Raw genomic sequence first — 23,260 nt, 5'->3', positions numbered from 1 at the left:
AACGGAAAACATTATTTTTGTGTTCGGAATCCTTTTAATTATAAGTATGACAGTTACCGATATATACGAAGCAATGAACAGCAAGGCGGAAGCGTTTTTCGAGTGGTTGCAGGCTCACCCGAAATACGGGTTGCTGTTTGGTGTCGGGTTGCTTGCCCTATGGCTTGCAGGGTTGCTGTTCCGTTGGAAATGGGCGTGTCATTGGCAGTTTAACAGCAAACTGTGGTTATTTGATGATTGCAAGCCTGAAACACGCCGCAGGGTTCAGATTGTGTTGGTCAGCGTTCTGATTATACTTATATTGGTTGGTTTCTTTGTATGGAGATAACGGTATGGAAAAGGACAATCGCAAATACCGGATCTGCTTCATCGACTATATGTGGTATGTAGCCGAGATATGGCACGAAAGGGAGCGTACCAATCTCAACGGACGTATGCTACTGTTTTGGTGCTGGCTCTTCGTCCTACTCATACCGCTTGGGTTTCCGCCGATATTGCGCCTTTTCGGCTGGATGATTGGTTTGGCCATAGTGATTCCTCTCTGCTTTCTTCCCGATTTATTCTGCAAGCTACGCTATACAGCCGGACGGCGTGAAGCACTCCGTGAACATTACGGGAAGATGAAACATCCCGGCAGGAAGCTCGCCAAAATAGTTCTTATCGCTATCGCCCTGATCGTGGCAAATGTAGCGCTGATGTTCCACCTCGGATTTATACATTGGGCATGATGAAACGGCAGGAGAATAAGCAACGGTTTTATCTCTGGGACTACCTCTGGTGGATGGGGGAGAAATGGAAGCAGGCAAGACGAACAGGCAGGGTCGATGGCGAAATGATGCTCTCGATTTATATCTTCGCTCTTTTGATATTCCCTATGATGACTGTTACTATCCGGCTTTTTCCAGGTGTGTCGGCATTGTTGCCATGTGTCTTTTAGCATTGTCACATTTGCCGTTATGTCGCTCGTCAGCAGGATTTACAAATGGCGAGGCAAAGCAGTGATGTCTCACTATGCCAAGTGCAGGTTTAACGAACTCCTTGCGGTTCTGTTATTTTTCCTTGCGATGGCCATTATCTGCTTTATGATGTATCTTCTTGACAAAAAGTGATACATACTTTGATACGGACTCCGGGCCGTTATATCGAATGGTCTAACTCGATGTACCAGTTTCCCTTGATGGGCTTGTAAAGCGTGGTGTCGTTGTACGTCCTGCGGTAGATCTCGTTCAGGTCGCCATGTTCGGTGATACGGATATTCCGACGGCTTCTCAATCCGGGATCGTAAACGAAACTCTTGGACGTTCCGGCATCCACGATGCCGTGGGAGTAGTACGGCATAACGAGGCTCACATATACCGAATCTGCCGTTCCCCATTCCCTGCGATCAACAAGGATAAAACCGCATCCAATCTCTGATAACAGGGAGTCGAGTAGGATTCGCTCCGGCTTCAACAGTCCATATACCGGGATGTCTTGTTCATCATTCGTTTCATGGGATGTATCGCTTTGCTCCATTGAATCAAGTATAATAACCTCTTCCGGAGAAAGCGGCGGGTAGTGAAAACTACCTTCTGAACTCTCTGCCATGATTTCGTACACCTTACGGAACGCCACCTCGTGCGTGGTGAAATGGCGTATCATTTCCTCGTCCGACGGCGGCATGGGAGGCTCTCCGCAGCTTACGGCAAGCAGGATTACAAATAACAGGATTATGACTGGTGTTCTCATTTTCTAATGTTTAATGTTCTGTGGCTAACCAATCTTGTTTAGGGAGTTGAGCCATTTGTTAATAGCATCCAATCTGTTATTCTGTTTAATGGTATCTTCATTTCTACATAATTTGATTTGCCGAATAACAGAGTTCTGCATAATTGAATCGGATTTGAAAAGCAGTTCTAAAACGGCTTCATAACATTTGGAATATCTGGACAATTCATCCAATATATTTGCGTCTTTTAGAATATACAGGTTGAAATTGTACACAAATGACTTGTAACTGAAAATCTCCGACTGTAATGCTGCTGCATCAAGACAAGTATAAAACAATTCCTTATCGTGCTGATATAGCCACATATAATCAGATGGGTTCAGGTTGTAGTGCAATAAAGTTTCCGAACGGACAAATGGAAGCCCCGTATTTGAGCCTACCAGATAACGGTATGTCTCATTGACTATTGACTCAACTATTTCAATGGATTCTGATTGTTTGTCCGATTCCCGTATTTCTGTAAATGTATCGGCAATAAGAACTTCCACATCCTGCGATTTGTAATATATACCGTTTTTTTGCCAGCGGAATCTACGGATATATTCTTCAGAAGTCGGACAACAGAACAGTAAAGTATTTAACAATCGGTTCAGATATATTCGCTTATCTGGAATATGACAACGGTGTAACCCTATTATGGAGCCATAAGCGTATAGCTTTCCAAACTCGTTTTCCTCCGAATTTGAATTTTTAGGCATGTAATACAACCGCACAATATTGGAAATGAAATAATATATATCAAGATATTTCAATGTATCAGCCGATTCTCCATATTTGTTAAGTAAATGCCGCTCCAGTTTCTCGCCATACCATAAGTAGCCATCGGGATTTATTTGAAACAACCGATGAAACTTAGGTCTTGATAATGAAAAGTTCTTGTTTCTACTTTTCATTCGTTCCAGTAAGGCGACAATAATTCTATTCGTTATATCCATAGCTGTAATGTTCAATAGCGTTCCGCTTTAAGCAGTAGTGCTGTTTGTTACTAACGAATTCATTCATTAATTGATGCTTTCATTTTTTCTACAATTACATCAATATATTGTTGTGGAATGTTTTTATTTTTATAGTTCTCAATAGCATCAAGAATACTTTGTTTCAATATCTCAACACATTGAGAATCATTTGCTGTTTCAAATTTATCAAATGGGAGTAGAATTTCCAATTCTATCCGATTACGTTTTTTCGAATATCGACTTAATGGATTTGTAGTAAATCCTTTTAAGCAGAATACATAGAAACTTAGTTCATTAATATATGAAATATCACATAGACAATCCATATATTCTATTACAGAGTTTCTTGCTTTACGAAACTTATCAGAAATACTATGTTCCAATTCACCTCCAATAAAAACTTTCATACAAATTTGTTATCGTTAGTAATGTTCGGCGGATAATCATCATTAAAGGAGATTGATCCGCTTGTTATCTGCCCGCTTTATTCCTCTTCTTCGATGAAATGATTTATAAAGTAATTGAATGACTGGGCGATGTAACGAGTATTTGTTTCAAAGTTGTATTCTCTTGAAGCGTTTTCGTCCCACTCGTCAGTCAAGTAATAGTAAATCTTTTTATTCTTCAAGTTCAACGCATAATAGTTTCCACCCGAATCCATAGCAAAAGGCAACAGATTGCATGGCATTAAATTCCTACTCCATATATCTTTGGCTATGACTTCAATTGTTTCAAAAGCATTGGTGCGTTCCTTTATCGGAAAGAACGCATTTATCTCCACCCGATCCAAATCCTCGTCCTGCGGTTGATAACAATATGGTGATGGCATACCACCGTTGAACTTGAGGTAAAAGTTCTTCATGCCTGCCGGAATCTTTACATTCAACTCAACCTCAAAATTCTTTATATCTTCTTTTGTTAGCGAAGCCGAACAGTCCGAAAGTTCAGGCATTACACCTGCTGTCTCCGTTTGTCCCTCTTCGATTTCTTCTATTGCTGGAATTGCTTTGTGCCCGTCCAAAACAACGAGATTGTCAAAGAAATCATCTATTGAATTTGCAACAAGTCGTGGCTCTCCAAAATTGAAGATTACATCTTGCATCCCCACAATAGGGTAAAGATAGATCTTTCCATTAACCAAGTCTATGGTAATCCGACCTTCATCGGTAGATTCCATAGCAAAAATAAGAATGCTATCAGATATAGCTCCTGCTTTTCTTAACTCTAATGTTTCGCCTTCTGCCGTATATCTGGGGTCATTCTTAAAATCCTTGTTATATTTGAATGGGAAGAAATCTTCAATTTCCACCTCTTGATATTTATTTATGCTTGCGATCTGTTTCGTAGAACCTCCATTATATTGTAAATAGAACTCTTTCAGTCTTTCCGGCAAGGCATAACCCAATTTACTCTCTATTTCTTCAAAATCTTTGAGAGTAAGACTTTTTTGGCAATTTTCTAATTCTATTTTCATATTCATTCTTTTTATGGGCAGATAATGTTTGGTGGCTAACCGACCTTTAAGGGGAGGTTGAGCCGCTTGTTAATCGTCTTTATTGGATTGAATGTATTATTAAAGATACTTCGTCTTTTTGATAAAGATAAGTTTTTATTATACAAGATGTTTTTTGTAATGATAAAAAAACTTTAACCGACGCTTCACAATAGGGAGACAAAGAATCAAATAGGACTAATTCAGTAGAATCCCATTTTACTTCAACTTCTTCTATCGGTTCTGCCCCAGTTACTATATCATTCTCCAGAAGTTTTTCCACCGTTAGATAATCGGGAGCATACTTCCAACGAATTATTAAAATTGCTCCATCTTTATTTACTATGCGTGTAGCCATCGGTTCATCTCCCATTACCAATAAGACATGATTGTCTATATAGATTTTCCCCAAGTAATCTGTTACGCTACATATAGCATTGTAGTTTTCTTGACCCTTCCATTGATGGGCATATTGTTGCTCAACAATGACAAATGGGCTTCCTGATGTTTCAATCCAATTATTCATATTTTTCTCAGCGATTAATGTTTGGCAGCGTGCCGCTTGTTCAGTCGGTTTGCTGTTTGTTATCGTTGTTAAAGAATCTTCTTACATCATAATTTGCGATAGTTCTTGCCAATGATTTAGGAGATACTCCATAGTTATTTTTTATATCGGGATTAGCCCCATTTTTCAAAAGTTGTTCGATAAAGAAGCCATCTCCACGGTATCGCATAACGGCTTCCTATAAAGGAGTATTCCCATTTACATTTTGTATATCCAAATCTGCATTGCTATTCAGGAGTATTTCAAAAATATCTTGTAGCTGACACTGAACAGAAAGATATAATGCAGTCCGTCCGTCTTTTCTTTTATCATTTATATCCAATCCTTTTTTTATAAATTCGGATATAATCACACCTGCTGGATGTACAATACTATCATAGTTCATTATATAATAATGAAGTAGATTACTGCCATATTTGTCTTTACTTTTTATGTCATAATCTATTAGAGTCTGCATGAACTTATTTGAGTTATCACTCAATAATTCAAGTTTCATATCTTCTATTGTTTTCATTTTTTTTATTCTAATGTTGACAACGATAATGTTCGGCAGCGTTCCGCTTATTCAGTCGATCTGCTGTTTGTTATCAACTTATATTTTGTCTGACAACACCATGTTCATAAGCCAAACTATCACATTCTTTTTGCATATTGGTCAGAACATCTTCGACCACTTTTAAGGAAACTTCTTGTGGTACATTTATGGATACGAATGAAGAGAGATTAGAAATCTCTACCTTGCATCCCATATCAAGTAGTTTGTCTCTGACCATCTGCATACGTTTATCGTTAAAATGTACCCTCAATGTGCTATTTCCAGAGGGATTCACTATGGATTGAAAATGATATTCGCCATCTTCTTCTGTAACACATATCTCATCCCCCAAACTGATTCCATAGGTATAGAATGGCACATTATCGACAATATAGGTATCATTACTTGCCTTTTTGCACCACAAACCTTCAATAGAAAATGGTGGATAGCCATCTTCATCTTGTTCCAAGTGGAATAGCACTTTTATATGTTTGTCTTTTTTCATTTTATTCATTAATAAGTTGATAATGTTCTGTGGATAATCGACCTTTATAGGAGATTAATCCGCTTGTTAGTTGCATATTTATAATCTCGATAAAAGGATATTTAGCTCCTTTATTTCCTGCCTTTCATCATCATATACCAAAGCATTTCTATATGAATGATTGCTTGTACATATCGTTCCTATCTTGGGAATTTCTTGTATGTCAGAGTTGGATATTAATAATCCATTCAAGATACATTTACCTATATATGCGGAATGTTCCTTGAATAAGGGAATTTGTTGCAATCGTTGGATTATTTCATTAAGTGCTATGTCTTTTTCTTGTTCCCTGATTGCAGACAAAGGTAAGAGTAAATGGAACAGTACATCTCCATATTTCTCTTTTGTAATCCTCATTAATTCCGAATATGTGAGATACTTCAAGTGAAAGTTGCCACTAACTTCCCCGATTAAAGTGTCATTCAAAAAATAATATGTACAGCAAGGATGAAATTCTATTGTCAATATAATATCGCTGCCGATAGGAAGTGTTAGAGTTCTTGGGTTTTCTATTTCACCTTGATTTTCGGATGTTTTCAAATCAATTTGAGATAGCCAACACCAATATTTCTTGTACTTCTTTTCATCCAACAATGTTGGTACAAGTTCTTCATCCCATACTTCATCAAAATTCGCATCCCTTTCTTCATCAAAGGCTCGAATATGATGATGTAACATTACGTTCCAAAAAAGCACATTTGAAAACGAATATTCTTTTTCTGATATTACATTCATTTTTATTTCGTTTTTGACCGCAACTAATGTTCGGCGGATAATCTCTCTTACGGAGATTTATCCATTTGTTACCGATGTGCCATTTATTTCTATTTCTTTAAATTTTAAAAACTCATTTGCCTTATACAAATGAAGTAATTGCATTTTCATATTTTCATTGACAATGTTTTTATAAAAACCGTATTTATTCCACCCTTTTAAAAAGAACCCATCTACAGATGAAGGTATTTTAGACATATCTAACACAAGTGTACTCATGCATTCAAATTCTTCTCGTTTGGAATGAATATTGTCAACACAATCAATTACTTCATTAAAAATAATTGCCATATAATCAAGTGGGAAATCTCCATGTACTGAAACCCTTTTTAAAGAAATTCCTTTTATGGAGGACAATTCGTTTATATTCAATATATCTTCTCTGACAAGAAACAAATGGCTGACTTCAGCAAATTCTGGCATTCTTATTTGCCCAAATTCAGATATACTTTTAGCGATTAGCCCCTTACCTTTGATAAGAGCTTTTATCTGATACCTTTCCGATGAAGATGAATCTATAATTCTTTGAAAATTAATTTCTTTATCTTCATATATAAACTCCCACGAATATGTAATACATTTCTTCCATATTCGATTTTCTCCATTCAAGTATATTTTATACCATTTCATATTGTCATTGTTAATCGGTAATGTTTGGTGGCTAACTAACCTTTATAGGAATGTTCAGCCGCTTGTTATAATAAGTTTCCAATATCAAAGCCTAATTCTTTTAATACATTTGTTTGTTCTTTTTGGTATTCCAAAGTTCCACTATGGATAAAATCTTTATTTACAATATAGCTATTGGGGAAATCCTTGTAATACCTCATTAGAAAGTCTGGTATAATTTCATAAGTATTAAAACAAAATAAAATCTTACCGGATTTTACTAATCTAATAAACTCCTCTTTACTTTCACATTGATAAAGGTTCCCATCTTCATGAAAAACTCTACATTGATCAAGAAATAATTTCATGTTGAAATTAGCAAAATTAGCTAAATATTGAGGGCGTTGCCACCGTGCAATATCTGTACAGTTTGGAGATGATACGACTTTTTCCCATATACCTCGTTTTATAGGAAAAGAGTTACAGCTAAAATAGAGACGATAATGGGTTTGAGCAAATGTCTCTTCATTCAGTTCGCCTTCTAATGATGAAAAAACGCCATAACAGTCGTTTGTCAAAAGTCTTACATAATACAATTCACCACTTCGACCATTAATTTTATAAATTGCCCCCAACTCATATTTTGCCATAATGCTTTGATTTTTATTTATTATAATGTCCAGTGGATAATCGACCTTTAAGGGAAATTATCCGTTTGTTAGTCGCTTTATTCTGCAATATAAGTTTCCAAATATTGAATACCGTTGTAACTGTCTAATTCATCCACAAATTTTTTAGGTGTTTCATATGAATCATAATTTTTCTTCTTAATAAAGATTTTCTGATTCCTTTTGTTGTCCTTGAAACCATTGGGTATATAGCACACAATACAATTTGATGGCTTTATGTGGTATTCATCAATATCGGACTCAATATACCAGTCAAGGACAAGTTTGTTATCAATCATCATTCTAACAAGATTAAAAGGATTTTCGGGTTCATCCTTAATTTCCACAGTTAGAAATTCTGGATAGTAATACTTTATATTAATGTCTTTACAGAACTGACAGCGATGTTCCGGATTTGGGCGTTTCTTTGTACGACTTTCTTTGTAATCTCGTATTTCTTTCATGTATTCATCTTGATTGAAATACTCCATAAATTCTTCCCGACTTTTATCGGTTGTGCCAATCCAAATCATATATTCTAATCCAGCATTAGACCCTTGTACACCTTCAGGCGACAGTTCAAACTCAAACGTACCAAGATAAGTCATGGTTGTGGCATTCTCTGCCTTCTTAGGAGATATACCCTCACGACAATTATAGCAGATAACAGCATTTGCCATTGTAATATTTTTATCAGCCATCGACAGACTTATCTTTTGGGTATCAGCAGGAATAAGGTTGAGTAATCCTGCCAAGCCGTCAGATGTGAATTTCATAATAAGAAAATCCTCATCATAGTTCATTACACCAAGCTCCTTACAGAACTGGCAACGAAGTTCCTTATTGTCTTCATCATAATCTTTCCACCATTGACGGAAAGCCGATTGATCCATATATTTCTCAAAGTCAGCTTCGGAATCGAATTGACCGACCCATATCATTATCTTACTCATTTTCTTTTTTTATTTTTCAAGCGACTAATGGGATGCAGATAGCAACCTGTTACGGTTGCTTATCTGCGTGTTATCCGCATAATTATTTCTATTTATACAAATGGTTAATCCCATTCGATTTCATCTCCTTTCTCTCGAAGAATTTTATATATTTCTTCTTCGTTTTCTATTAAAGAGATGATAATGTCGGCAAAGCGTTTTGCTTTTTGCTCGTTTTCTGCGGTGTCCTCAAAATAAGCTGCGTAAGAACCAGCTTCAGGGTCGCTTTCCATACTTTCCAAAATGTCTGGTGCATTTTCTTCCAGATAGTAGTTGAAGAAGGCATCCCAGTTGTAACCATTCATGTACGCCTCTTCGTTTATCTCATTCATTTGCTCTCCTATTGCCAATGTTTTTTCAACCTCATTTTGGAAGAGCAGAACAATGTTACCAGAACCATTTGTGTAAATTTGAACATACTCATTATTAAAGATGTCTCTTTCTTCTGTTGTTGCCATAATCTTTTAATTTTTAATTGTTTTACTATTGCGGATAATGGTTTGCAGCGTTCCGCCTTATTCAGTCGGTAGTGCTGTTTGTTATAAACTCTTTTTTCTTTATTCTTTTGCCGTTACATGTAAAGCCATAAGTAAAAGCTGCATCTATGGTTTGTTTTGCACTCTCAAGAATATAATGATACAAATTATCATATTTACTAAAGCATGGAGAAAGAATGTAGAAGTTTTTAATATTTAAAGGAATATAAATCCCCGTCATATCGGATATTCCATAGCGTGCTTCCTCCAAATTTGGTACTGGTATGGAAATAGATATTTCAAACTCTTTATTAGATGGGAAACGTTTTGCCCGTTTGAAAATCCCAATCCCCCCATTAGTATTTCGAAGATTTATCTGTATGAGAAGTTTCCAATCTCCCAAATCATCTAAGTTGATTTGGTTATTGTAATCTTCCATATAACCATTCAACTCTCGGTAAATTGAGCGCAGTAAGTCCAATTCTCCAAGTTCAGGGATTTCACTACTTATTAAAACTGCATATTGATTATTCATACATTCATCCTTATATCCAGAGTTTATAATGTTTGGCAGCGTTCCGCTTTTTAGTCGGTTTGCTGTTTGTTAGTCGCTTATTCCCATTCAAATGTTGATAAGTAACGAAGACCATTATAGTCCGCAATCTCTTCAACATATTTTTTAGGTATGCCAAGATGACCTTTCATGTTTTCTTTAAGAATAAAAACTTTTTGGTTTTTCTTTTTATCTCTAAAACCATTCGGGATATAGCAGAAAGTACAATTATTTGAGGCATTATTAAGGCCATTTCTATTTAATGATTTTTCAACCCAACAATCAAGTACATTATTGTCTATTATAACTGATTGAATTAATTGAACAGAATTCATTGTACATGTTTTGTCAATTTTAATTCTTAAAAACTCTGGATAATAGAATTTTATACCTAAGTCTTTACAGAACTGACAACGATGTTCGGGATTGGGACGCTTTTTGCTCTGACCGGATTCATACGCTTCCAACTCCTTGAGGTATTGCTCTTGATTAAAATACTCCATAAATTCGGTTTCATTTTTATCGGTATGCCCAATCCATGTCATATATTTCAAACCGGCAGTCGAGGCTGTTGTACCAGTCGGATTAAGTTCAAAAATAAAAGAGCCCAAGAAGGATACCGATACGGTATTCGTCGCTTTCTGCAATGATATACCCTCATGGCTATTATACATGATTGCCGCATTTGCGACAGTTATTTTTTTCGCTCTTAGTATTTCCTTGATTTTATCTGTGTCTGCCGGAATAACATTCAACAGATTCTCAAGTCCTTCAGAAGAATATTTCATAATAAGAGAATCTTCGTCATAGTCCATTACACCAAGCTCTTTACAGAACTGGCAACGAAGTTCCTTATTGTCTTCATCATAATCTTTCCACCATTGACGGAAAGCCGATTGATCCATATATTTCTCAAAGTCAGCTTCGGAATCGAATTGACCGACCCATATCATTATCTTACTCATTTTCTTTTTTTATTTTTCAAGCGACTAATGTTTGGCAGCGTTCCGCTTATTCAGTCGGCTTGCTGTTTGTTAGCAATCGTTTAAGAAAGCAACATGAAATGCCATTCTTTTGGATAATCTTTATTTATCATATTGAACAGCAACTTTACATTATTGGAATGCTGTTTTGTCAATATGGAGTATATATATTCATGACAGGCGCAGCAGGCTCGTTCTTTATTAGAGGCAACACAATGAAAAGAATCATCTGTATTTTCCTCTACACAAAACCAGTTCCATCCATAGTGCTTTTGGATAGTGTTTCCTAACAGGGAACCTAACTCATAAGCTCTATCAGTAATTTCCTCGTCATCTGAACTTTCAAAATTATTGAGATAGTTCTTTATGCCATCAAGGATGACAGAGGATTCAGCACTTTCCTGCAAGCCAATAAGGACTAAGCCTTTAGCTGCAAGCTGATCTATTTCAATTCGTTCGTCCTCGTTAATTGGACGGTATTCTTTAATTTCACTCATTGTTTTATATTTATTTCGTTGATTGCTAATGTCAGTGGCTAACCGACTTTTTGGGGCGGTTAAGCCATTTGTTAATCGTTTTACAAAACCTCTAAGTCATTTATTTTTATCTTATTCTCATTTTTGAAACAAGAAAGCGAAAGAGTGAGGTCGCTTTGACCTTCTTCTTCACTCCATAGAGGAATGTATATATCTACCTGTTTATCGGAAATTTGATAGGACAATGCCAAATCAAACGCTTTTACAGGTAGAGGTATAATTGTACAACCGTATTCCTCTATAACTCGCCGTATATCTTGAATAGGCACACTATTAGCCAACATTAGATTATTTACGGCTTGATAGTCTTTACGGACTAAACAATATATAAATTCTTGTATTCGTTTTTTATATTCTTCTATACTTGCCATTGTTTTTAGCGATTAATGTCTGGTGGATAATCATCATTAAATGAGATTGATCCGCTTGTTATCCGTCTCATTCCTTTTTTAATGATGAAATAAACGATTCAAAATCACTCGCCAATAAGGAAAGAGCTACTTCTTCCATTTCCAAGAAATAGATTTTACCTTCAGCTTTGTCAAAAACGAAATAATTGCCGAATGGATCTATAGCAAATGGTATTACAGTATTCGGGATTATATCACTCAAATCAGTTATTGTCGCCGAATACGTCAAGTCTTCAAATTCTGTGGACTTTATGGGCAGAAAGAAATCCACCACATAATCCTGACTATTTTGAGTGTATATCGTTTTATTTGGTTGACCTCCGTTATTGGCAAGAAGGAACGATTTGATTTCCTGCGGGAAAATAAATTTGTTTTTCCGCTCAACATCAGCTATATCCTTAGCTGTAATTGATTCTGATTTATTGTTAAATTCAAGTTCCATTTTATTTTTTATTTTGACGGATAATGTTTGGTGGATAACCGACCATTTCGAGAGCAATTAATCCGCTTTTATCTGCCCATTCTATTCTTCTCATTGTTCAAAATGGATATTATTCTCTGCGACATATTTCTTAATCGGCTCAACTATATCGGTAACGTAGTTTGTGCACTTAAAAAATTCTCTAAATATCCAACCTCCTTCACTTGCTTTGGCTAATGGAACCAAAGTTTCTTCAATGAACTCTTCATGGTTGCACAAGAGAGAACAGATTACTCCTAAGCTAAACTGTTTATCTGCATATATATGTTGAATATGACCCGAATTTGAGTAAAAATCTATAATTTTTGTATATTGTTTGACAAAAGGTATGATATACGGAAAAAAATCCTTTTTCAAATCGTTTAAGAATCTCTCAACGTTAGGAGTCTTGTCACTCTTATTCCCGAAAAAATAATCCATATCCATTAGATGCTGCTTAAACCAATCAATATTATTATCAAAGCAAACTATGATGTTACCACCAGCGTCTTTTTTATTTAATGGTTCTAATACAAGACTACATAAATATGGATTCTTTATTTTAGCTGATACACCCATACAAAAAGTGTTTTTACCGGCATATCCACCTTGGGTTGTTTGAAAGTAAAACTCAATACTACAATCGTTTTCCACTATGTAAGTAAAGTAGTCTTTATTCTTTTTTGCTTTGACCACATTTACAGGAAGCATCTCTTGTATTCTTGTAAACATGTATTTTAGGACTTCCGCTTTAGTTTCCATATCACTTTTTTTAGTTCATATTATTGGGCAGATAATGGGATGCAGCTAACTGCGTTTAGCAGTTTAGGTGATTGTTACCAATGTTTTCTAAAATTAATTGATGAATCCTTTCTGACAAATTCCATTGTAGTGAGACAAATTTTTGTTTCATTGGTAGATCAGAGAACGAACCAATGCCTGAAAGTGAGGCATCAATTTCATGGAGATTTTGATAAAATGATTCACAATCTTCTTCGCCTTCTTTTATTAGTTTCAACTTATTCTCATACCAAACCGCTTGTTTATGCCAACCTGTTTGATGTAGTAATTCTATCATTTTCTCCAATTCATCAATTAATTTATTTCTCATTTTTAATTTTATATTATTGGTAATGTTTGGCAGCGTTCCACTTATTCAGTCGGTTTGCTGTTTGTTATCAAATTCTCATTTATCCATTTCTTTACTTTTTTCGTTACAAATGACATTGGAGAAACACCTGAATTATTATTCACTGTTATATCTGCACCATTTTCCAATAATGTAATCGCAGATTTGTCATTTCTATCAAAAATGGCAATGAATAGCGGGGTACGACCATTTTCTTCTTGGATATTTAAGTTTGCCTTTGACCCTGCAAGAAGTTCTATAATTTCCGGGCTATTCTCTTGAGCAGCGAAATGCAACGCCGTCCACCCAGAGTCATCTTGCAAATCCAAATTCAAACCATTCATTTTGTATTGCTTTATTAGTTCAATGGCAAACGTACTCTTTCCTTCGACAATGAAATTCATTAATAGATTTCTTCCATCTCTATCCACAAAATCACATCCATACTTATCCACAAATGATATGACTTTTGTAAAATCATCTTCGTCGAATAATTCAAACATCAGATCTTCTGCTTCTTCGTTATATTTTGTACTCATAACTGCTTTATTTTAGAATTTGATAATGTTCGGCGGATAAACCACCTTAAAAGTTTCATCTGTTTGTTATCGACCTATTTTATTTTTAGTTTTTGACTATATGCAAGTATTACAAAACGATTATCTAATCCACAATCAATTACATCATTCTTTTCTAATTGAGAATAGGCTTTTACAAATCTATTTCGACATTTACTTGAATGTATGTAATGATTGAAGTAGTTCTCGGCTTGTTCCTTTTCACCATATCTCAACATATATGGCAGGGCAAGGAGAGAGTCTTTCGTGTATTGATTGAAACAACAGCCATGTTGCGTAATGAAGTCAATAGCCATTTGTCTATTCTCAAATAAATCAAATATCGGACAAGCATATTTTTCAAGTAAATCAATTATTGTTTTTATTGATGGAGCATAGCTTAGTCCGGCAAGATCCCAAGATTGATATTGATTTATTGGCGATAGGTATCCAATATGATTATGATATACTAAGCCATCATCATTGACATTGAGATTCTCTTCTTGCACCCACTTTTTCAAGTTTTTACAGGTAATCGTAATCAGTGGATATATAGCCACACTACAAGATGAATTATATACACTTGAACGAAACCATATTTCAAAAGTCAAATTTTTGTCTTTTGAAATCTTTTTCAAACATTGTCCATTTTTAGACGGCTTAAATCCCATTGCGATAAAAGGAATAGCTATCTCATTGCAGGCTTTAATAAATATATCTCTTGGTTTCATTTCTTGTTCTTTTCAGGTCGATAATGTTCGGCAGCTAATCACCGTTTAGGCGATTGCGGTGCGTGTTATCGGCATATTGATTATTTAATGATAATCAAATCACCATCTACAAATCCAACTGCGATATGTTCTATTCTAAAAATATTTAAGTCAGCAAGTTCATTGAGTAAGTCTTTAAGAATAGCTACAACTATTTCTAACACTTCTTCCCATTTTAGTTTGTCTGAAATTTCAAAATTAGGACAACTTCTTTGAGCTGGTTCAAAACTTTCATCACATGCCCAATCTTCATCCTTTTCATCAAACCAAGTAGAACCAACCATTTCTAAACCATAAGGTTCATAAAGATTAAAGCTCAAAGCCACAATATCAGAAGGCAATTCTTCTGTTTTATCAATATTGATGATCCAACTTTTGATAACTTCTTTTAAATCATTTGTTTTAGTATTCATTTTCTTCTAATTAAAAATTGAACATTTTATTGAGCCGATAATGTTGGGTGGCTAACCGACCTTTCAGGGGTGGTTGAGCCGCTTGTTAGTGTCATTTTATTATCTTATTCTCAACCAATTAATGAACATATCTGTAAATGATTGGGATAAAAATCTATTCTCAGATAAGTCTAAATCTCCTAATGGTTGTAAAAAAATAAAAGTAGGTTCTCCAAAATAAAAACCGATACAATTATCGCCTCCATCAGTGCCAATAACCAAAGATTTTTTCGACAAATACTTTTGTATTTGGTATTCTTTGTTCAGTTGCATCAAATCTTCAATCTTCCATAATGATAAATATTGACTACCAATATTACCTTCTCCACCATTACTCCATAACATAAATACCTTATAATCATCGGGTAATGGAAACAACTTTCCCACACTCAACATTATTTGTTGATCACATGGAGGATTGGAGTGCCAACTTTTATTGATTTTTTCTATTATCTGTTTCATTATAATTTTATATGACACTAATGGGTTGCAGCTTGCCGCCGTTAGGTGGCATAGGTGCTTGTTAGCAACCTCTTTTATTTGTTACTTACCTCATTTAACCATTTGTTGATTAACTTATCAGAAGGAATCTTTTGCGTCCGGTCTGTGTATGAAATGAATTTTTGACTAAACGGAAAGAAACATTTTTCCCCTTCAGAAGTTAAGTCTCTCCGAAGAAATTCAAACTTTATAATCCTTCCTTTAGTGTCTATTGGTCGTTCTTTTAAAAAGCCATTCTCCCAAGAATAAGACAATAAGACAACATAACTATCATATAACCTTTCGATATCATCCATAAACCCTCTATTAAAGGAAAATATATAGGAAATATCATAGAATAAATCCTGCCAAGCATATAATTCCTTATAAGTAGCTTTAAACAAAGAACAAAGCAATTCTTTGTTGTCTGTATCTTCTACCAAAATGAAATCCTTTTCTCCGGGTGGATTTTTATAAGGACGGCATACTTTTGCATGGGGTAATAATTCTTTCCCCTTATCAGTAAGCAAAAGATAACATTCATTCTGATACAAAACACCTATTTTCTTCGCATTTAGATGAATAATAAATTCGCCAAAGATAGGTTCAAGCATTATGTTGTATATTGCTCGTGTTTGTTTCTCAATATAATCTGCATATTTTTTTGTTGTCATATTCTTTTCTCATTATGGTTGCTAATGTTTAGAGGATAGCCGACCGTTTAGGGCGGTTCATCCTCATGTTCGAGACAATTTTTATTTCCTTTATTACATACTATATAGAACTTCAATTTTTGACTGCTGTTTCCGGCAGAAAGAGGTGTGAAGTTCATGCCCGCACCCCGTTCGTTTCATTACTGCTCTTATCCGTATTTCATTCATTTTTCAGTTCTCCTTTCTTTCTTTTCATGGGATTTCACTGTTCTTGTTCACGGCAGGACATAGCTATCCCATGTTGCTGTCATGCCGCTTTTTTCCGGTGTATGTCGCAATGCTCCAGTATTACCGTGTATGTCATGCCGCCACCCGTTACCGTAGTGTGGCTGTAAACTCTCGTCCGTCCGCAACGCTCGCAGAAATACGGGTTTTCATATCCGCTTTCTGCCTGTTGCAACTCGGCTTCCTCTATCTCGCTTTCATCCTGCCCGAAGTATTCTTCCGGCAGGCTGCCTTTATTGGAATAGAAGCCGTAGTACCTCACGATGCGGAAATAGCGCAGTGGAACGTGTTGCAGCAGCCGGGGGAAGAACTCCCGGTAATGCAGCGTCAGTTCCTTTTCAACCGGGTTCCTCCTGTCGGGTGAGTTTTTGTAATCACGGTAACGGAATGAAATGTTTTCGCCGTCCATTGCCGTAATCTTGTATTCACTCAGGCACGCCCGTTTGGAATATCTGCCCACATATTGTATCACCTGTTCCGGCATCTGTATGGGTGGTTCCAAATGCACTATCCAGTCCTTTTTGTTTGCCACTTTTTTGATGAAGCCCATAAACTCCATGCGGTCACGGAAGTCATGCTCCAGCCTGCCCGCATCGAACAACTCTATCAGGGCGTGTTCAAACTTGTAGCGGAATACCTTACAGATAGAGGGGATATGCACGTAGTCATGTTCGGGGATGACTATCTTACCGTCGTTATCTATGCCGCCCCATGACATAATCATGTGCGTATGTACATGGAGCTGTTTCGTTTCCCCGTAGGTATGTAGTACGGCAATTACCCCGGTTTTCAAGCCGAACTTGTGCATCATCCAGTCTTTCAGCGTTTCAGCCGAAGTACGCATCAGTATATTCAGCATTTCTTTCCTGTTGCGCTTCACCAAGTCCAGCAGGATATGCGGCAAGGTCATCACCACATGGCGGTGTGGCACCCGCAGCATCTTTTCTTTCATGCGTGCCGCCCATTTCAGCGTGTCACGCCAGCCGCATGACGGGCAAAAACGGTGTTTGCAACTATGGCTGATTTCCCGTACTTCCCCACAATCGGGACAAACGTATGTATCTATCCCCAAAGTGGTTGTGCGACATACACGGATAGCGTTCACCGCCTTGTACTGTTCGGGGGTGATGTACTCCGCCGGGTGCTGTGCGTATTCGTCCCACCACCGATTGAAGAAATCGGACAAGCGGTACTTCTTTTCTTTGCAACCGTCTGTATATATGTCGTTTAGCACTTCTTTCATAGCTCGCACACAAATCCTTTTTTACTCCATTTTAATATCTAATCATTTGATTATTAGTTGTTTATTGTCTTGAACGTTATACTATCAGCCGATTTGGCTGTTATTTTCTTTAAGTATCAGACCTCGTCTTCCTCCATCAACAGATCGTCCAACGGGCTTTTGATATTGCTTTTGAAAGTGTCGGCTATGTGGACATACCTTTCCGTTGTCTTGATGTTGTTATGTCCCATAAGCTCTTTCACAATCTTGATGTCGGTTCCTTGCTCCAGCAAGTGGGTGGCGAACGAATGGCGCAGCAGGTGCGGATAAATCCGTTTCGTGATTCCCGCTTCCCGGGCCGCTGCCTTCAGCCGTTTCGACACGATGCTCTCGGTGAAAGGTTCGCCCGGTCTGTGTTCAAAAAGCCACACTTTCGGTTTGTATAGTCTGTTATATTCCGTCAGCTTTTTCATCAACGGTTTTGATAGCAGGGTGTAGCGGTCTTTTTTTCCTTTACCCTGCCGCACCCGTATCAGGGAGCGGGATTCGTTGATGTCGCCGGGTTTCAGTTCCAGCAGTTCGCTGATGCGCAATCCTGCGGAATAGAGTATGGAGAACATGCAGAAGAAGCGCAGGTCTGTCACCGTCGCGTCGAGTATCTTCTTTATTTCCTCCTTGCTCAACACGTCGGGCAGCGTCTTCTCCCGTTTGGCACGGTTCACCTTGTAACACCGCCGTTCCTGACCGAGAACTTTCTCGTAATAGAACTTGATGGCGTTGATACGCTGGTTTTGCTGGCAGGAGGATATGTTTTTCTCGTGGATGAGATACAGCAGGTAGTCGTTTATCTCGCCGGGGGTAACCGTTTCAATCTTACGCCCCTCGAAATGCTGTTGGAAATCGCGGAAATAGGAGGTATATACCCTTACGGTATGGTCACTGTAACGCACTTGCTGAAGTTTTTCCAGATAGCCTTCCGGCAGTGGCGGCCGTTTGTCTTCCTCTTTACGGGGGGCGGTTTCCTTGATGGCAGAATAGTCTATAAACGCCATTTTCACATAGCGGTCGAAGAACTCGGCAAGCACGAAATCTTCTGCCGGCAGATAAGCCCTGCCGCCGACAAGCAGTACGTTTTCTTCCTTCGACAGCGACAAGCGGATGTCATTGTCATTACCGAAAGTCACTTCGACAAATTCTCTCCCGTTTCTTATCACCGGAGAAAGTTTGATCTTGGTTTTTGGGGTATATATTTCCATGCCTCACGTTTTGTCGGATATTGAAACCCGTTTTCGCAAATTTATAAAAAAACACGGGTTATCCATGCGCTTTATTGACATTTAACAATAGATCCCGACTACCTGACAATAAGGTGAGGAGCCACGAAAATACCCTCTGCCAAATCCGTCCTTCCCGGCACTCCGTTTCTCCGATTTCCTCTGCCCTGCGCCACAAGCGGCCACTTCTGTGCCCGATGCTTCCATAGCCTTTCCAACTCTTTTACGTTCAGCCGGTTCCCCTTACTTTCGTTCCCGCATCGCTATTGGTGCTAACTAAAAACACTCGTAATTATGGACGAAAACGTAAAGAACGACGCTAAACAAGTCATGCTCGTTCAGAATGCCGACGACGGACGACTGCAAGCCGTTACCGGCGTGGATCGGGACGGCAATATCCAGACCGCCGACCCCACGGATCAGAATGTGGCGAGCCTGCTGAACGTGAACACGCAGGATTCAGCCCTCGAAGCCTTCTTCAAAAAGTTCATGGAACAGGCCCAGAACCCCGTCCACACGGGTATCTTCGTCATGACGGAGAATGCCCTGAACAAACTTATCCGCATCGACTTCGACCCGGAGATTCTGGAAAATTACCGTATCGACCCCTCCGAACGGCTTCAGACGCAGGAGCAGCGGCAGTTCGAGCCGCTGGACGTCACGAAGATAGACCTGGCGGATATGGAGAAGAAAGGTATCCGCATGGAGGACATCGAGCCGCACCTGAAAGCCATGTCTTACGGACATAAATCCAACGGGCTGGTGGAGATGAACCCCGAACTGGAGAACGGGATGCGTGTTTCCACCAAAGGGCGCGTGTCGCTCGAAGAGCAGGCGGACGGCTCGCTGCGCGTCGTGCCGCATTACTGGCAGGAACGGCCCGACCTCGACGCCCCCTTCCACGGGGTGCTGCTCGACGAGGAGGCGAAAACGAACCTGATGAACACCCGCCACGCCGGGAAAGTGATCGACCTGGAGCTGGAGCCGGGCAAGCTCACGCCCTGCTACGTGTCGATAGACAAATGGACGAACACGCTGGAACCCATGCCCGTTTCGTTACTCGAAAAACGTGCCCGCATCAAGGAGGCCGACCTCTCGGAAGGCAAGCAGATGGATTTCTACGGCGGCGGCAAGGTGTTGCTCGAAGGATATACCACCCGCGCGGGTTATAAGCGGGATGCCTATATCCAAATCGACGCGGCCGAACGTAACTATTCCTTTACCTACGACGGTTTGGATCGCAACCGCTACGCCCAGGAGAACAAGGAGATTTACCGCCAGAAGGCCGCCGAGAAAAACGGACGGCAGGAAACGACGGCCTCCGAACGACAGCCCACGCTCACGATTCACCGGACAATCCTCAAAGCCTCCGTGCCCAAAGAGGCTTATGACCAGTGGACGGAAGCGGTGAATGATCCCTCCAAGCGGGCGGATGTCAAGGCTTTCTACATCAAGGGCATGGTCAAGGACGGGCAGGGTGAGCCGTTCAACGCCTGGGTCAAGCCCAACTTCGAGCGTAACAAGATGGACTTCTTCCGCTGGAATCCCGACCGTGCGAAACGGCAGGGGGCGGAGGTCAAACCCGCCGTTGAAAGCCGTACCCAGGTCGCCGTCAATTCCGAGGGCAAGACCGTCGAAGCGGTCAAAGGTGTGAAAGAGCCGCTCAAGCAGGGACAGCAGGAGGCCACCCCGGCGCAGAAGAAAAATTACCGCAGCAGCAAAAAGAGCAACTCCAAAGGTGTCAAGGTATAACGTATGAAATGGTTCTACATGCAGGCTGGAACCATGCCGCTCCTGATCGCGGCGCTGGCTGCCTTGTACCTCCGGCCGGGTAAACGCAGCCCCCCGGAGGAGGCGGACGACGGACGGCAGTATTACGACGGGAACGGCAACCATGTCTATTACGACCGCCGGCTGATCTCCCGTCCGGAAAAAGAGAAAGAAGAAGAACAACAAGAAAACAACCACTGAAAAATCCGAATCATCATGCAAGTAATTATCGCAGAAAAGCCCTCGGTGGCGCGTGAGATCGCCGCCATCGTGGGAGCCACGAACCGTAAAGACGGTTTTATCGAGGGAAACGGCTACGCCGTAACCTGGGCCTTCGGCCACCTGGTCGGGCTGGCAATGCCCCAACAGTACGGCATCGCGGGTTTCCGCCGGGAAAACCTGCCTATCCTGCCATCATCGTTCATCCTCCTGCCCCGGCAGGTTCGGGAGGGTAAAGAGTATAAGGCCGACCCGGGTGTCGTGAAGCAGCTCGGTATTCTCCGGGAATTGTTCGGCATGGCCGAGCGCATCATCGTCGCGACCGACGCGGGGCGTGAAGGTGAGCTGATCTTCCGCTACATCTACTCTTACCTGGAATGCCGCACCCCTTTCGTGCGGTTATGGATCAGCAGCCTGACCGACCGGGCCATCCGCGAGGGGTTACAACACCTCCGCCCCGGCAACGAATACGACAACCTTTATCTCTCGGCCAAAGCCCGCAGCGAAGCCGACTGGATCGTCGGTATCAACGCCTCGCAAGCGCTTGCCGTGGCTGCCGGGCGGGGCGTCTGGTCGCTCGGACGGGTGCAGACCCCCACGCTGGCGATCATCTGCTCCCGTTACCTGGAGAACAAGGCATTCAAGCCCGCCACCTATTTCCGGCTGAAGCTCTCCACGGCAAAGGAGGGCACGGAGTTCACCGTCCTCTCCACGGAGAAATTCGACGGCAGGGAGAAGGCGGAAGCAGCCTGCGCCGAGGTTATCGGCGCCCGAACGGTACGCGTCGTGAACGTGGAGCGCAAGGAGGCCAGGGAACAGCCGCCTCTCTTGTACGACCTGACGACACTCCAGAAAGAGGCCAACAGCCGGTATGGTTTTTCGGCAGAAAAAACGCTCGACATCGCCCAGTCGCTTTACGAGAAGAAGTTCATCACTTATCCCCGTACCGGCTCACGCTATATATCGGAAGATGTGGCCGAGGAGATTCCGGCACTCATCGGGAACATGACACGCTATCCCCGTTTCGCGGAATACGCGGGCAGGATGGATACCGCATCTCTCTCCCGCCGAAGCGTGGACAACGAAAAGATCGCCGACCACCACGCGCTGCTTCCCACCGAGAACCTCCCTTCCGAACTGGATGCCGACCACCGCATCGTCTATGAGATGGTCGCGGGGCGGATGCTCGAAACCTTTTCCGGGGCCTGCGTGAAAGAAAACACTTCCCTTACCCTGCAAAGCGCGGGACATGATTTCACGGCCCGCGGCAGTATCATGGTCGAGACGGGCTGGCGGGCCGTCCTGAATGAACCTGTCGAGGAGAAAGAGGAGGACATGACCCTCCTTCCCGACATCGTGCAAGGCGACGAGCTGCCCGTCAAAGGATGCGTCACGGAACAGAAACAGACCCGGCCGCGCCCCCTTCACACGGAATCGAGCCTGCTGGCGGCGATGGAAACCGCCGGACGCGAACTGTCCGACGAGGCCGAACGCGAGGCGATGAAGGATGCCGGCATCGGCACGCCCGCCACCCGTGCCGCCATCATCGAAACGCTCTTTGCCCGCGAGTATGTCAGGCGAGAGAAAAAGTCGCTTGTACCCACGGACAAGGGACTGGCCGTGTATGCCGTGGTCAGGGACAAGAAGATCGCCGATGTCGCCATGACGGGCGGCTGGGAACTGGCCCTCTCGAAGATCGCTACCGGGGAGATGGACGCCCCGACGTTCCATCGCGGTATCGAGGTCTTCGCCTCGCAAATCGCCAAAGAACTGCTGGAAGCAAGAATCGACGGCGCGGAGAGTGACACAGCCTGCCCGCGTTGCGGCAGGCCCGTGGTGTTCTATCCCAAACTCGCCAAGTGCCAGAATCCCGATTGCGGCCTGACCGTATGGAGAACCGTGGCCCGCAAGGAGCTGACCGACAAGCAGCTCGCGGAACTGCTGACCAAAGGCAAAACCGGCACGATCCGGGGATTCGTCAAAAACGGCGGCGGGACGTTCGACGCGGCCCTCACGCTCGATGACCAGTTCAAGACCTCGTTCGTTTTCGAGCCGCGCGATACTCCCAGGCAGGGAAAGAGGAACAAACGGAAATAATCGTTACCTTTGCCACTGGAAAAGACCTGTC

General features: G+C 40.8%; 31 protein-coding genes and 1 pseudogene. 6 read left to right on the top strand and 26 right to left on the bottom strand.

Going from position 1 to position 23,260, the window contains the following annotated elements:
- Positions 1-46: 46 nt before the first annotated feature.
- The 3 genes and pseudogenes from HMPREF9441_RS08335 (at position 47) to HMPREF9441_RS19215 (ending at position 1,109) form a co-directional block, all read left to right on the top strand.
- Positions 47-328: an Imm17 family immunity protein gene (locus HMPREF9441_RS08335; protein WP_004295465.1), complete on the top strand. Its 282-nt coding sequence runs from the start codon at positions 47-49 to the stop codon at positions 326-328.
- A 4-nt stretch (positions 329-332) separates the two neighbouring features.
- Positions 333-728 carry a hypothetical protein gene (locus tag HMPREF9441_RS08330; protein WP_004295258.1) on the top strand — a complete coding sequence of 132 codons (396 nt, stop codon included), beginning with the start codon at positions 333-335 and terminating at the stop codon, positions 726-728.
- Positions 725-1,109, top strand: a pseudogene (locus HMPREF9441_RS19215) (hypothetical protein). The gene HMPREF9441_RS08330 and the pseudogene HMPREF9441_RS19215 overlap by 4 nt, the downstream one beginning before the upstream one ends.
- Positions 1,110-1,137: 28 nt before the next feature.
- Here the strand turns inward: HMPREF9441_RS19215 and HMPREF9441_RS08320 are convergent.
- From HMPREF9441_RS08320 to HMPREF9441_RS08195, 26 genes are all read right to left on the bottom strand, one after another.
- Positions 1,138-1,728: a DUF4948 family protein gene (locus HMPREF9441_RS08320; protein WP_004295259.1), complete on the bottom strand. Its 591-nt coding sequence runs from the start codon at positions 1,726-1,728 to the stop codon at positions 1,138-1,140.
- Between the two features lie 24 nt (positions 1,729-1,752).
- Positions 1,753-2,703 carry a hypothetical protein gene (locus HMPREF9441_RS08315; RefSeq protein WP_007662662.1) on the bottom strand — a complete coding sequence of 317 codons (951 nt, stop codon included), beginning with the start codon at positions 2,701-2,703 and terminating at the stop codon, positions 1,753-1,755.
- A gap of 59 nt (positions 2,704-2,762) precedes the next feature.
- A complete protein-coding gene (locus tag HMPREF9441_RS08310) occupies positions 2,763-3,131 on the bottom strand; it encodes an Imm44 family immunity protein (protein WP_004295261.1) in 369 nt (122 codons plus the stop codon).
- Between the two features lie 77 nt (positions 3,132-3,208).
- A complete protein-coding gene (locus tag HMPREF9441_RS08305; RefSeq protein ID WP_004295262.1) occupies positions 3,209-4,204 on the bottom strand; it encodes an SMI1/KNR4 family protein in 996 nt (331 codons plus the stop codon).
- A 73-nt stretch (positions 4,205-4,277) separates the two neighbouring features.
- Positions 4,278-4,742 carry an Imm21 family immunity protein gene (locus tag HMPREF9441_RS08300; protein ID WP_004295263.1) on the bottom strand — a complete coding sequence of 155 codons (465 nt, stop codon included), beginning with the start codon at positions 4,740-4,742 and terminating at the stop codon, positions 4,278-4,280.
- 217 nt (positions 4,743-4,959) lie between these two features.
- Positions 4,960-5,295, bottom strand: coding sequence for an ankyrin repeat domain-containing protein (locus tag HMPREF9441_RS08295; RefSeq protein WP_008620125.1), 336 nt, complete (start codon positions 5,293-5,295; stop codon positions 4,960-4,962).
- 73 nt (positions 5,296-5,368) lie between these two features.
- Positions 5,369-5,821: a DUF4265 domain-containing protein gene (locus HMPREF9441_RS08290; RefSeq protein WP_016212891.1), complete on the bottom strand. Its 453-nt coding sequence runs from the start codon at positions 5,819-5,821 to the stop codon at positions 5,369-5,371.
- A 78-nt stretch (positions 5,822-5,899) separates the two neighbouring features.
- On the bottom strand, positions 5,900-6,595 hold the full coding sequence (locus HMPREF9441_RS08285) for an Imm19 family immunity protein (RefSeq protein ID WP_008620123.1): 696 nt from the start codon (positions 6,593-6,595) through the stop codon (positions 5,900-5,902).
- Between the two features lie 57 nt (positions 6,596-6,652).
- Positions 6,653-7,264 (bottom strand): hypothetical protein, encoded by a 612-nt coding sequence (locus HMPREF9441_RS08280; protein ID WP_008620122.1) that lies wholly within the window; start codon positions 7,262-7,264, stop codon positions 6,653-6,655.
- Positions 7,265-7,329: 65 nt separating this feature from the next.
- Positions 7,330-7,893 carry a hypothetical protein gene (locus HMPREF9441_RS08275; RefSeq protein ID WP_004295267.1) on the bottom strand — a complete coding sequence of 188 codons (564 nt, stop codon included), beginning with the start codon at positions 7,891-7,893 and terminating at the stop codon, positions 7,330-7,332.
- Between the two features lie 77 nt (positions 7,894-7,970).
- Positions 7,971-8,864, bottom strand: coding sequence for an immunity 22 family protein (locus tag HMPREF9441_RS08270; RefSeq protein WP_008620120.1), 894 nt, complete (start codon positions 8,862-8,864; stop codon positions 7,971-7,973).
- A gap of 104 nt (positions 8,865-8,968) precedes the next feature.
- Complete coding sequence (locus tag HMPREF9441_RS08265) at positions 8,969-9,361, bottom strand: Imm51 family immunity protein (protein WP_008620118.1); 393 nt, start codon at positions 9,359-9,361, stop codon at positions 8,969-8,971.
- Positions 9,362-9,422: 61 nt separating this feature from the next.
- Positions 9,423-9,914, bottom strand: coding sequence for an Imm9 family immunity protein (gene imm9, locus HMPREF9441_RS08260; RefSeq protein WP_008620116.1), 492 nt, complete (start codon positions 9,912-9,914; stop codon positions 9,423-9,425).
- Between the two features lie 77 nt (positions 9,915-9,991).
- Entirely contained in the window at positions 9,992-10,897 is a 906-nt protein-coding gene (locus HMPREF9441_RS08255; RefSeq protein ID WP_008620115.1) for an immunity 22 family protein, read from the bottom strand.
- Between the two features lie 80 nt (positions 10,898-10,977).
- Positions 10,978-11,412: a hypothetical protein gene (locus tag HMPREF9441_RS08250; RefSeq protein WP_008620114.1), complete on the bottom strand. Its 435-nt coding sequence runs from the start codon at positions 11,410-11,412 to the stop codon at positions 10,978-10,980.
- 80 nt (positions 11,413-11,492) lie between these two features.
- Positions 11,493-11,822 carry a DUF7668 domain-containing protein gene (locus tag HMPREF9441_RS08245; protein WP_008025567.1) on the bottom strand — a complete coding sequence of 110 codons (330 nt, stop codon included), beginning with the start codon at positions 11,820-11,822 and terminating at the stop codon, positions 11,493-11,495.
- A 67-nt stretch (positions 11,823-11,889) separates the two neighbouring features.
- A complete protein-coding gene (locus tag HMPREF9441_RS08240; protein ID WP_005842523.1) occupies positions 11,890-12,303 on the bottom strand; it encodes an SMI1/KNR4 family protein in 414 nt (137 codons plus the stop codon).
- A 90-nt stretch (positions 12,304-12,393) separates the two neighbouring features.
- Positions 12,394-13,083: a hypothetical protein gene (locus tag HMPREF9441_RS08235; protein WP_008620113.1), complete on the bottom strand. Its 690-nt coding sequence runs from the start codon at positions 13,081-13,083 to the stop codon at positions 12,394-12,396.
- A gap of 55 nt (positions 13,084-13,138) precedes the next feature.
- Entirely contained in the window at positions 13,139-13,432 is a 294-nt protein-coding gene (locus tag HMPREF9441_RS08230) for a hypothetical protein (protein ID WP_008620111.1), read from the bottom strand.
- 41 nt (positions 13,433-13,473) lie between these two features.
- A complete protein-coding gene (locus tag HMPREF9441_RS08225) occupies positions 13,474-13,989 on the bottom strand; it encodes an ankyrin repeat domain-containing protein (protein WP_007662657.1) in 516 nt (171 codons plus the stop codon).
- 74 nt (positions 13,990-14,063) lie between these two features.
- Positions 14,064-14,738: a hypothetical protein gene (locus HMPREF9441_RS08220; RefSeq protein WP_007662658.1), complete on the bottom strand. Its 675-nt coding sequence runs from the start codon at positions 14,736-14,738 to the stop codon at positions 14,064-14,066.
- Between the two features lie 80 nt (positions 14,739-14,818).
- On the bottom strand, positions 14,819-15,190 hold the full coding sequence (locus tag HMPREF9441_RS08215; RefSeq protein ID WP_008620110.1) for a hypothetical protein: 372 nt from the start codon (positions 15,188-15,190) through the stop codon (positions 14,819-14,821).
- 99 nt (positions 15,191-15,289) lie between these two features.
- A complete protein-coding gene (locus HMPREF9441_RS08210; protein ID WP_008620109.1) occupies positions 15,290-15,691 on the bottom strand; it encodes an SMI1/KNR4 family protein in 402 nt (133 codons plus the stop codon).
- A 74-nt stretch (positions 15,692-15,765) separates the two neighbouring features.
- Positions 15,766-16,383 carry a hypothetical protein gene (locus HMPREF9441_RS08205; RefSeq protein ID WP_008620108.1) on the bottom strand — a complete coding sequence of 206 codons (618 nt, stop codon included), beginning with the start codon at positions 16,381-16,383 and terminating at the stop codon, positions 15,766-15,768.
- A gap of 286 nt (positions 16,384-16,669) precedes the next feature.
- Positions 16,670-17,890, bottom strand: a complete 1,221-nt coding sequence (locus HMPREF9441_RS08200) for an IS91 family transposase (protein WP_008620106.1) — start codon at positions 17,888-17,890, stop codon at positions 16,670-16,672.
- Between the two features lie 116 nt (positions 17,891-18,006).
- Positions 18,007-19,125, bottom strand: coding sequence for a tyrosine-type recombinase/integrase (locus tag HMPREF9441_RS08195; RefSeq protein WP_007565622.1), 1,119 nt, complete (start codon positions 19,123-19,125; stop codon positions 18,007-18,009).
- 312 nt (positions 19,126-19,437) lie between these two features.
- Between HMPREF9441_RS08195 and HMPREF9441_RS08190 the strand changes: the two genes are divergently transcribed.
- From HMPREF9441_RS08190 to HMPREF9441_RS08180, 3 genes are read left to right on the top strand one after another with little or no spacing between them, the layout of a single operon-like run.
- Positions 19,438-20,895 (top strand): DUF3945 domain-containing protein, encoded by a 1,458-nt coding sequence (locus HMPREF9441_RS08190; RefSeq protein ID WP_008620099.1) that lies wholly within the window; start codon positions 19,438-19,440, stop codon positions 20,893-20,895.
- A 3-nt stretch (positions 20,896-20,898) separates the two neighbouring features.
- Complete coding sequence (locus HMPREF9441_RS08185; RefSeq protein WP_008620098.1) at positions 20,899-21,114, top strand: hypothetical protein; 216 nt, start codon at positions 20,899-20,901, stop codon at positions 21,112-21,114.
- A gap of 15 nt (positions 21,115-21,129) precedes the next feature.
- Positions 21,130-23,229, top strand: coding sequence for a type IA DNA topoisomerase (locus tag HMPREF9441_RS08180; protein WP_008620097.1), 2,100 nt, complete (start codon positions 21,130-21,132; stop codon positions 23,227-23,229).
- Positions 23,230-23,260: the final 31 nt, after the last annotated feature.

The sequence above is a fragment of the Paraprevotella clara YIT 11840 genome, from assembly GCF_000233955.1.
Classification (GTDB): Bacteria; Bacteroidota; Bacteroidia; order Bacteroidales; family Bacteroidaceae; genus Paraprevotella; species Paraprevotella clara.
Note: the sequence above shows the minus strand (reverse complement) of the source record. Positions and strands in the feature narration are given on the sequence as shown.

What these genes read in the sequence shown, in the direction of transcription:
- HMPREF9441_RS08335 (WP_004295465.1), top strand. Translation starts at nt 47, where the DNA reads ATGACAGTTACCGATATATACGAAGCAATGAACAGCAAGGCGGAAGCG.
- HMPREF9441_RS08330 (WP_004295258.1), top strand. Translation starts at nt 333, where the DNA reads ATGGAAAAGGACAATCGCAAATACCGGATCTGCTTCATCGACTATATG.
- HMPREF9441_RS08320 (WP_004295259.1), bottom strand. Translation starts at nt 1,728, where the DNA reads ATGAGAACACCAGTCATAATCCTGTTATTTGTAATCCTGCTTGCCGTA.
- HMPREF9441_RS08315 (WP_007662662.1), bottom strand. Translation starts at nt 2,703, where the DNA reads ATGGATATAACGAATAGAATTATTGTCGCCTTACTGGAACGAATGAAA.
- HMPREF9441_RS08310 (WP_004295261.1), bottom strand. Translation starts at nt 3,131, where the DNA reads ATGAAAGTTTTTATTGGAGGTGAATTGGAACATAGTATTTCTGATAAG.
- HMPREF9441_RS08305 (WP_004295262.1), bottom strand. Translation starts at nt 4,204, where the DNA reads ATGAATATGAAAATAGAATTAGAAAATTGCCAAAAAAGTCTTACTCTC.
- HMPREF9441_RS08300 (WP_004295263.1), bottom strand. Translation starts at nt 4,742, where the DNA reads ATGAATAATTGGATTGAAACATCAGGAAGCCCATTTGTCATTGTTGAG.
- HMPREF9441_RS08295 (WP_008620125.1), bottom strand. Translation starts at nt 5,295, where the DNA reads ATGAAAACAATAGAAGATATGAAACTTGAATTATTGAGTGATAACTCA.
- HMPREF9441_RS08290 (WP_016212891.1), bottom strand. Translation starts at nt 5,821, where the DNA reads ATGAAAAAAGACAAACATATAAAAGTGCTATTCCACTTGGAACAAGAT.
- HMPREF9441_RS08285 (WP_008620123.1), bottom strand. Translation starts at nt 6,595, where the DNA reads ATGAATGTAATATCAGAAAAAGAATATTCGTTTTCAAATGTGCTTTTT.
- HMPREF9441_RS08280 (WP_008620122.1), bottom strand. Translation starts at nt 7,264, where the DNA reads ATGAAATGGTATAAAATATACTTGAATGGAGAAAATCGAATATGGAAG.
- HMPREF9441_RS08275 (WP_004295267.1), bottom strand. Translation starts at nt 7,893, where the DNA reads ATGGCAAAATATGAGTTGGGGGCAATTTATAAAATTAATGGTCGAAGT.
- HMPREF9441_RS08270 (WP_008620120.1), bottom strand. Translation starts at nt 8,864, where the DNA reads ATGAGTAAGATAATGATATGGGTCGGTCAATTCGATTCCGAAGCTGAC.
- HMPREF9441_RS08265 (WP_008620118.1), bottom strand. Translation starts at nt 9,361, where the DNA reads ATGGCAACAACAGAAGAAAGAGACATCTTTAATAATGAGTATGTTCAA.
- imm9 (WP_008620116.1), bottom strand. Translation starts at nt 9,914, where the DNA reads ATGAATAATCAATATGCAGTTTTAATAAGTAGTGAAATCCCTGAACTT.
- HMPREF9441_RS08255 (WP_008620115.1), bottom strand. Translation starts at nt 10,897, where the DNA reads ATGAGTAAGATAATGATATGGGTCGGTCAATTCGATTCCGAAGCTGAC.
- HMPREF9441_RS08250 (WP_008620114.1), bottom strand. Translation starts at nt 11,412, where the DNA reads ATGAGTGAAATTAAAGAATACCGTCCAATTAACGAGGACGAACGAATT.
- HMPREF9441_RS08245 (WP_008025567.1), bottom strand. Translation starts at nt 11,822, where the DNA reads ATGGCAAGTATAGAAGAATATAAAAAACGAATACAAGAATTTATATAT.
- HMPREF9441_RS08240 (WP_005842523.1), bottom strand. Translation starts at nt 12,303, where the DNA reads ATGGAACTTGAATTTAACAATAAATCAGAATCAATTACAGCTAAGGAT.
- HMPREF9441_RS08235 (WP_008620113.1), bottom strand. Translation starts at nt 13,083, where the DNA reads ATGGAAACTAAAGCGGAAGTCCTAAAATACATGTTTACAAGAATACAA.
- HMPREF9441_RS08230 (WP_008620111.1), bottom strand. Translation starts at nt 13,432, where the DNA reads ATGAGAAATAAATTAATTGATGAATTGGAGAAAATGATAGAATTACTA.
- HMPREF9441_RS08225 (WP_007662657.1), bottom strand. Translation starts at nt 13,989, where the DNA reads ATGAGTACAAAATATAACGAAGAAGCAGAAGATCTGATGTTTGAATTA.
- HMPREF9441_RS08220 (WP_007662658.1), bottom strand. Translation starts at nt 14,738, where the DNA reads ATGAAACCAAGAGATATATTTATTAAAGCCTGCAATGAGATAGCTATT.
- HMPREF9441_RS08215 (WP_008620110.1), bottom strand. Translation starts at nt 15,190, where the DNA reads ATGAATACTAAAACAAATGATTTAAAAGAAGTTATCAAAAGTTGGATC.
- HMPREF9441_RS08210 (WP_008620109.1), bottom strand. Translation starts at nt 15,691, where the DNA reads ATGAAACAGATAATAGAAAAAATCAATAAAAGTTGGCACTCCAATCCT.
- HMPREF9441_RS08205 (WP_008620108.1), bottom strand. Translation starts at nt 16,383, where the DNA reads ATGACAACAAAAAAATATGCAGATTATATTGAGAAACAAACACGAGCA.
- HMPREF9441_RS08200 (WP_008620106.1), bottom strand. Translation starts at nt 17,890, where the DNA reads ATGAAAGAAGTGCTAAACGACATATATACAGACGGTTGCAAAGAAAAG.
- HMPREF9441_RS08195 (WP_007565622.1), bottom strand. Translation starts at nt 19,125, where the DNA reads ATGGAAATATATACCCCAAAAACCAAGATCAAACTTTCTCCGGTGATA.
- HMPREF9441_RS08190 (WP_008620099.1), top strand. Translation starts at nt 19,438, where the DNA reads ATGGACGAAAACGTAAAGAACGACGCTAAACAAGTCATGCTCGTTCAG.
- HMPREF9441_RS08185 (WP_008620098.1), top strand. Translation starts at nt 20,899, where the DNA reads ATGAAATGGTTCTACATGCAGGCTGGAACCATGCCGCTCCTGATCGCG.
- HMPREF9441_RS08180 (WP_008620097.1), top strand. Translation starts at nt 21,130, where the DNA reads ATGCAAGTAATTATCGCAGAAAAGCCCTCGGTGGCGCGTGAGATCGCC.